Annotated in this window: 7 protein-coding genes; all 7 read right to left on the minus strand. The window is 69.9% G+C overall.

The genetic code is table 11. The features are described from left to right. Position 1: 1 nt before the first annotated feature. Positions 2-409 (minus strand): exopolysaccharide biosynthesis response regulator EpsW, encoded by a 408-nt coding sequence (epsW, locus tag D7W81_RS38955; protein ID WP_120560411.1) that lies wholly within the window; start codon positions 407-409, stop codon positions 2-4. Positions 410-432: 23 nt separating this feature from the next. Next, positions 433-609, minus strand: coding sequence for a hypothetical protein (locus D7W81_RS42890; protein WP_167508149.1), 177 nt, complete (start codon positions 607-609; stop codon positions 433-435). Positions 610-619: 10 nt separating this feature from the next. After that, a complete protein-coding gene (gene epsX, locus D7W81_RS38960; protein WP_120560412.1) occupies positions 620-1,936 on the minus strand; it encodes an exopolysaccharide export protein EpsX in 1,317 nt (438 codons plus the stop codon). Between the two features lie 3 nt (positions 1,937-1,939). Beyond that, on the minus strand, positions 1,940-2,587 hold the full coding sequence (epsY, locus tag D7W81_RS38965) for an exopolysaccharide export protein EpsY (RefSeq protein WP_120560413.1): 648 nt from the start codon (positions 2,585-2,587) through the stop codon (positions 1,940-1,942). A gap of 8 nt (positions 2,588-2,595) precedes the next feature. After that, positions 2,596-4,158, minus strand: coding sequence for an exopolysaccharide biosynthesis flippase (gene wzx, locus D7W81_RS38970; protein ID WP_244227738.1), 1,563 nt, complete (start codon positions 4,156-4,158; stop codon positions 2,596-2,598). A gap of 114 nt (positions 4,159-4,272) precedes the next feature. Beyond that, positions 4,273-5,745: an exopolysaccharide biosynthesis polyisoprenyl-phosphate hexose-1-phosphate transferase EpsZ gene (gene epsZ, locus D7W81_RS38975; protein WP_120560414.1), complete on the minus strand. Its 1,473-nt coding sequence runs from the start codon at positions 5,743-5,745 to the stop codon at positions 4,273-4,275. Between the two features lie 293 nt (positions 5,746-6,038). Continuing rightward, a partial coding sequence (locus D7W81_RS38980) for a formate dehydrogenase accessory sulfurtransferase FdhD (protein WP_208721656.1) occupies positions 6,039-6,295 on the minus strand: 257 nt, incomplete at its 5' end.

Here is a 6,295-nt window from a genome sequence, read left to right on the forward strand (position 1 = left end):
GTCACGCGTGGGTCCGGGGAACCGTGGTTTTGAGCACCTGACGCACGCGCTTCTCCAGCTCCTCGGGCGTGAAGGGCTTGCCCAGGTAGCCGTTGGCGCCGGCCTCTTCCGCGTACGCCTTGTCCTCCGGCAGGTTGCGCGCGCTCACCATCAACACCGGGATGTGCGCGATGGCGGGCGTGCGGCGGATGTGCTCGCAGACGTCGTAGCCGGACACGTCCGGCAACGTCAGGTCCAGGCACACGAGGTCCGGCTTGAGCTCGCCCGTCCGCAGGTACTCCATGGCGGCCTTGCCGTTGGGCTGCTCCACCACGTTCTTCACGCCCATCTGCTGGAGCATGTCACGCAGCATGACGCGGAACATCGGAGAGTCCTCCACCAGGAGGACGGTGAGCTGTTGGAGCTCCATCACGTCTGACGCCTTTCCTTCCCTCACCCGAACCCATACCTGGGCACGAGGACGAGCACGCCATATGCGTACGCCATGTTGAAGAGGGCCACCCACAGGATGGCCTTCTTCATCCCCCTCCAGGGATGCGCATCGCGCGCGGCCGCTCCGGGCAGCGCGATGGTGGCAATGAGGACGGACAGGAGGATGAGCTTCGCCATGGCGGGAGCCTCAGAGGATACCCGTTTTCTGGACCGTCAGTCCCAGCGTCGCGGACCACACCATGCGGGCCGCCTCCACGTCGGGCGAGCGAGTCCACGCCGTGCGCGTATCCGCCTCCAGGGTCACCCATCGGTTCAGCGTCCAACCCGCGCCCACACCGCCCACCACCTGCCGGTCCCCCACTGCCCCGCCTACCGCGAAAGCGCTGCCCGCCGTCCCGGAAAGCCGGAAGCGCGGGCCCAGCGCCCAGGTGCCATTCAACGTCAGGTCGGCCCTCGGGTAGACGAGCCCCGTCAGCCGGTCCACGAAGGGCGTCACCCGCGCGGAGAGCCGGCCGTTGAAGTCCGCCACCCGCGACGGCACCCGGTGGGACACCGCCAGCGTCAGGTCCGGGAGCAGCTCCAGGCGCTGCGCCGGCTCCACCACCGGCGTCTCCCCGACCTGAAGGGTCGTCAGCCGCCGGCCACCTGACGGGGTGGCACCCGGCGTCTCAGGGTCGTCCGGGGCCGCGTCCTCCGTCGCGCGCACGGAGTACGCCACACCCACGCCCACCCCCGCCTCCAGCGACGTGCGCCGGTCCAGCCGGTGCGTCCAGGCCCCGGTCAGCGTCGTCACCGTGGCGCGAGCGCCGGTGGAGAAGCGTGAGTCCGTGTAGCCCACCGTGGTGGCCAGGGTGTGCCGGGGTGCGGGGGCGTAGCCCAGGGACAGCTGCGCGCGGGGGCCGTACTGGAAGGGCACCGCCTCCTTCGCCGTGTCGTCCAGGCCGCCGCTGGCGGAGAAGCCCGCGCTGCCGGACAGCCGCCAGCCCGGGCCCAGCCACACCGTCTCCGCCGCCAGCGTCGTCAGGGACGACAGGAAGAACACCGTGTCCACGCCCTCTGGCAGCGGCTGGATGGGGACGTCCGGGACCGGCGTGTCCCCGGGCACCGCCGGGTCGTCACCTGGCACGCCGCCCAGGGGCAGGTTGGTGAAGAGGTTCACCTGGCCCAGCACGAACTCCTGGGTGCCGTGCAGGGTGAGGCCGCGCTCGGGGCGCCAGTCTCCCAGGAGGCGCCCCACGTGCTGCACCTCCGTGCGCGGGTTCGTGGTGGCTTCCCGGAAGGAGATGCGCGGCGCGTACTCCACGGACGCCACCGCGCTGCCGTCGTCGTACTTCAGGCCCACCGTGGGGACGAGGTCCATGTCCGCCGCGAAGGGGGACGTGGCTTCGCCCGTGGCCTGGGCCTCCATGGAGCGCGCGCGGGTGTCCACGCGGGCCGCGGCGCTGTACGTCACGGAGGCGGAGGCCACCTCCAGCCACAGGCTCGCGAGGGCGGCGTCCAGCACGGGCTATTCCACCACCACCACGTCGCCGGGGCGCAGGCGGAAGCCCGCCGCGCGGCCCTCGCCGCGGATGATGTCCTCGTAGCGCACGCGGATGCGCGTGGGCTGCTCCGCCGCCGGGTCGTCCCGGCGCAGCACGAAGATGCGGTCGCGGTGGGCGTAGTCCGTGAAGCTGCCCGCGGCGCCCAGCGCCTGGAGCAGCGTCGCGCCCGGGTCCAGCACGTGCGCGCCCACGTTGGCCACCTCACCCAGCATCGTCACCGACATGGGCCGCGCTTCCTCCAGCGACACCGTGACGACGGGGTGGTTGATGAAGTCCTTGAGCCGCGTCTGGATCTGCTGGGCCAGGAGGGCGGGGGAGTGGCCCGCGGCCTCCACGTCGTCCAGGAACGTGAGGCTGATGTGGCCGTCCTCGCGCACCTTGGCGCGCGTGGTGAGCGCCTCCTGGCCGAAGACCTTCACGTTGAGCACGTCGCCGGGGACGATGCGGTAGGCGGCGTCCGACTCGGTGGGCTTCTCCTGGTAGTCGTTCACCCAGGTGTACTTGCCCAGGCCGCTGCACCCGGGGGCCACGACGAGCAGCCCGGCGAGCAGCCCTGCGCACGCCAGCGCGCGGGAGACGGGGCCGCGGAATCGGGACGGGACGGACGGCATGGCGCTCCTCACGCGGTGGGGGCGGCCGGCACGGCCACCTCGGCGGGAGCCCCACCATTACCACCGCGCTGGCGCGCCATGCGCACGACCTGAAGCAGCTCCGCGGGGCGCACGGCGCCGGTGCCCAGCACGCCCACCACGTAGGTGGTGGCCGTCAGCCCCAGCCGGGGCCACGGCGCCATGCCCGCGCCCAGGAGCACCCGGTCCAGGACCACGCACACGCCGCACACCACGGCCGTCTTCGCCACCATGACCAGCGAACGCCGGTCAAAGGAGTTCCGTCCCATGCGGCTCAAGAAGAGCACCGTGACGATGACCTCCGTGAGGAACATGGACATCGCCGTGGCGGTGGCGCCGCCGGACGGGCCAATGCGCCCGTACAGCCAGGGGATGAGCGCCAGGTTGAGGAGCGGGTTCACCACCGCGCCCATGGTGGCCGCCAGCGTCACCCACCACTCCTTGTTGGACATGGTGAGCCAGATGCTGCTGACCATGGTGACGTAGGCCATCACGAAGATGGGCGACAGCACGCGCAGGGGCAGCGCCGCGGGCTCGAAGCCGGGGCCGCACATGATGCGCACCCACAGGTCCGCGCCCAGCACCATGGCCATCATCACCGGCACGGTGAACGCGAGCACGCCCTCCAGCGAGCGGCGCGTCAGGTGCGACAGCTCCTGCGGAGAGCGGGCCGCCGCGCGCGACATCATGGGCATCAGCACCCAGCCGAAGATGGGGGAGATGAGGAACGTGAGCCCCGCGATGCTGAACGCACCGCCGTACCAGCCCACCTCCTCCTTCGACGCGAGCTTGCCCAGGAGCGACATGTCCGTGCGCCCGTTGCACGCCAGCGCCGCCGCCGTGAGGAAGAACGGCAGGCACGCCTTCATCACCTTCTTCGTCTCGGTGAGGTCGATGCGGAACTTGAGGTTCAGGTGCTCCTTCGCCAGCTTCCAGCTGATGATGAGCTTCACCGCCTCCGACAGCACCATGGGCACGGCCAGCCACTGAAGGCCCACGCCGAACGCGGCCATCAGCGCCAGGCCCCCGCCCCACACAATCTTGGTGATGACGTTGGACACCGACAGGCCCGCGACCTTGCCCTTGGAGTGCAGCAGCGCGGCCATGGACGCGTTGACGACGATGAGCGACTGGGCCACCGCGAACCACTGCACCAGGTGCTGCACCTCCGGGGGCTCGCCCGTGTGGTGGAGCACCAGCGCCAGCGCCACCATGAGCACGAGCGTCATCGCCAGGCGCAAGAGCATGGTGGTGCCGAAGAAGTCGCTCGCGTGATCCGGGCGGACCGGCACCTCCTTGCGGATGTACGTCTCCAGGCCCAGGTTCGTGGCCACGAAGAACGTGGCGGCGAACGCCTCCGACCAGTTGAAGTAGCCGAACGCCTCCGGGCCCAGGTAGCGCGGCATCAGCGCGCGGATGCCCAGCGCGATGGCGTACGTCACCATCAGCGAGCCCCCGAGCTGCAGGGTGCTGCGGACCGCGCCGCGAACTTCGTTCGCACGGGCGCCGTCGTCGGCTTCAGCGGAAGGGGAGGAGGAGCTGTTCACGGTCATGGATGATGCGGGCCTTCAGCGGCTGCTTCGCACTCAGGGGGAGGAAGGCCCGCCCCATGGAAAGACAAACGGGCCCGGCGCGTCAACGCCGGGCCCGGAATGACACCCTGGTTGCTAGCTCGCCCCGCGACCGGTGATGACCACCGGCACCGTCTGGAGGAGCAGCCGCAGGTCGCCGGTGAGGCTCCAGTGGTCGATGTACTGCATGTCCAGGTACATCCACTGCTCGAAGGAGATCTGGTTGCGGCCGGAGACCTGCCAGATGCAGGTGAGGCCCGGACGCACCGACAGGCGGCGGCGCTGCCACGTCTCGTACTTCGCCACCTCGCTGGGCACCGGCGGGCGCGGACCCACGATGCTCATCTCACCGCGCAGCACGTTGAGGAACTGGGGCAGCTCGTCGATGGAGAACTTGCGGATGAAGCGGCCGATGCCGGTGATGCGCGGATCGTTCTTCATCTTGAAGACGGGGCCGGTCTGCTCGTTCTGCGCGGCCAGCCGCTCCTTGAGCTCCTCCGCGTTCACCACCATGGAGCGGAACTTCAGCATGTAGAACGGCTTGCCGTGCTGCCCGGTGCGCAGCTGCTTGAAGAAGATGGGGCCGCGCGAGGTGAGCTTGATGCAGGCCGCCACCACCGCGAACAGCGGCAGCAGCGCCCACAGCGCCACCGCGGAGACGGCGATGTCGAACAGGCGCTTCATGGCCATCTGGTGCGGCTTGGGCGCCACCGCGGCGAAGTGCAGGTAGCCGTCCGCCACCGCGCGGGAATCCACCGGGCGGGCGCGGTCCAGGCGGAACGAGTGCGCCGGCAGCGCGAACGGCACGCCGAAGCGCTCCGCCAGCTTGATGGCCGCCTGCATGGACTCGCCCTGCTTGAGCGTGTTGCCCGCGATGTAGACCTCGCTGACGGGCAGCGTGCGGAACAGGCGCTCCAGTTCGTCCGCGGGCCCCAGCACGCCCGCCGGCAGGCTGTCGCCAGAGGCGTGGTCCTCCGGGAAGCGCACGTAGCCCAGGATCTTGTGACGGCCGCGCTTGAGCAGGTCCTCGCCCGTGTAGCGGCCCATGGCGCCGGTGCCCACGATGAGCACCTCCTCCGTGGGGGCCTCCTGCGAGGCCACCTGCCGGAAGACGCCCAGGCGCAGCAGCAGCGCCACCGGCCAGAAGACGAAGAGCAGCGGCGCCAGGCCCACGCTGGCCGCCGCGGGCATCGCCAGCTCCAGCACCGCCTGGATGGTCACCACCGCCAGCGTGGTGACGGACACCAGCGCCACGTGGTCCAGCTTGCTGCGCTCGGCGAAGCGCGAGTCGTAGAGGCACAGCGCCGTGCCCGTGATGAGCCACACCAGCACCGCCGTCACCACCATGCTGGGCAGCTCCCAGCCCAGGGGGAACGTCAGCCCGCCGCGCATCCATGCGGACCCCACCAGCACCCCCACCAGCAGCGCCACATCCACGGTGAGGTTCAACTTCGCCGCGAAGCCCGGCGCCAGGCGCGGCGGATCCGTGACCTCGGCCGGGTCCACCTTCAGCGTCGAAGCGGAGGCCTTGACCTCGGCGCTTGCAGTCGCACTGCTCATCGTGTCCACCCCCCTCTGCTCACGTTCAGGTTTCGCAGAGGATGCCGTCTAGACTGGAAAAGTTTAACCAGGAGGAAATGCAAGACTGCCAAATTGTGCGTCGCGGCGCAACCACTGCTCAGCAAGAAAGACAGGACATCAGGTGAAAGCTTGGAGTCCGCCAGGTGACAGCCGATGCGCCTTCTGTTCCGGAGTGATTGAAGTCCGGCCGGCCCATTGGATCTTCGCTGGATTCCAAAGGGACCCAGCCGGGCCCTGGACTGCATCTACGATGCCGGTCTGACGTTTGGACGCCTGCCCCTCTAGCGGGGTGCGTCATGGCGGAAGTCATGAGGGATTCCCGTAGGTTGGGGGGAGGGCTCCAGGCGCTCTGTCGCCGTGTAGACGTTGCAGCGGCCGTTCCTTGAGAACGCGGCCAGCGTCACCCCAGCACGCAGGGCCAGGTCGATGGCCAGGGAGCTGGCGGCGGACACGCTGACGACGACGGGGATGCGGGCGCGGGCGGCCTTCTGGACGATCTCGAAGCTGGCGCGGCCGCTGACGGCGAGGACCGTGGGGG

Origin of the sequence: Corallococcus aberystwythensis (assembly GCF_003612165.1) — a bacterium.
GTDB classification, from domain to species: domain Bacteria; phylum Myxococcota; class Myxococcia; order Myxococcales; family Myxococcaceae; genus Corallococcus; species Corallococcus aberystwythensis.

What these genes read in the sequence shown, in the direction of transcription:
- epsW (WP_120560411.1), bottom strand. Translation starts at nt 409, where the DNA reads ATGGAGCTCCAACAGCTCACCGTCCTCCTGGTGGAGGACTCTCCGATG.
- D7W81_RS42890 (WP_167508149.1), bottom strand. Translation starts at nt 609, where the DNA reads ATGGCGAAGCTCATCCTCCTGTCCGTCCTCATTGCCACCATCGCGCTG.
- epsY (WP_120560413.1), bottom strand. Translation starts at nt 2,587, where the DNA reads ATGCCGTCCGTCCCGTCCCGATTCCGCGGCCCCGTCTCCCGCGCGCTG.
- wzx (WP_244227738.1), bottom strand. Translation starts at nt 4,158, where the DNA reads ATGACCGTGAACAGCTCCTCCTCCCCTTCCGCTGAAGCCGACGACGGC.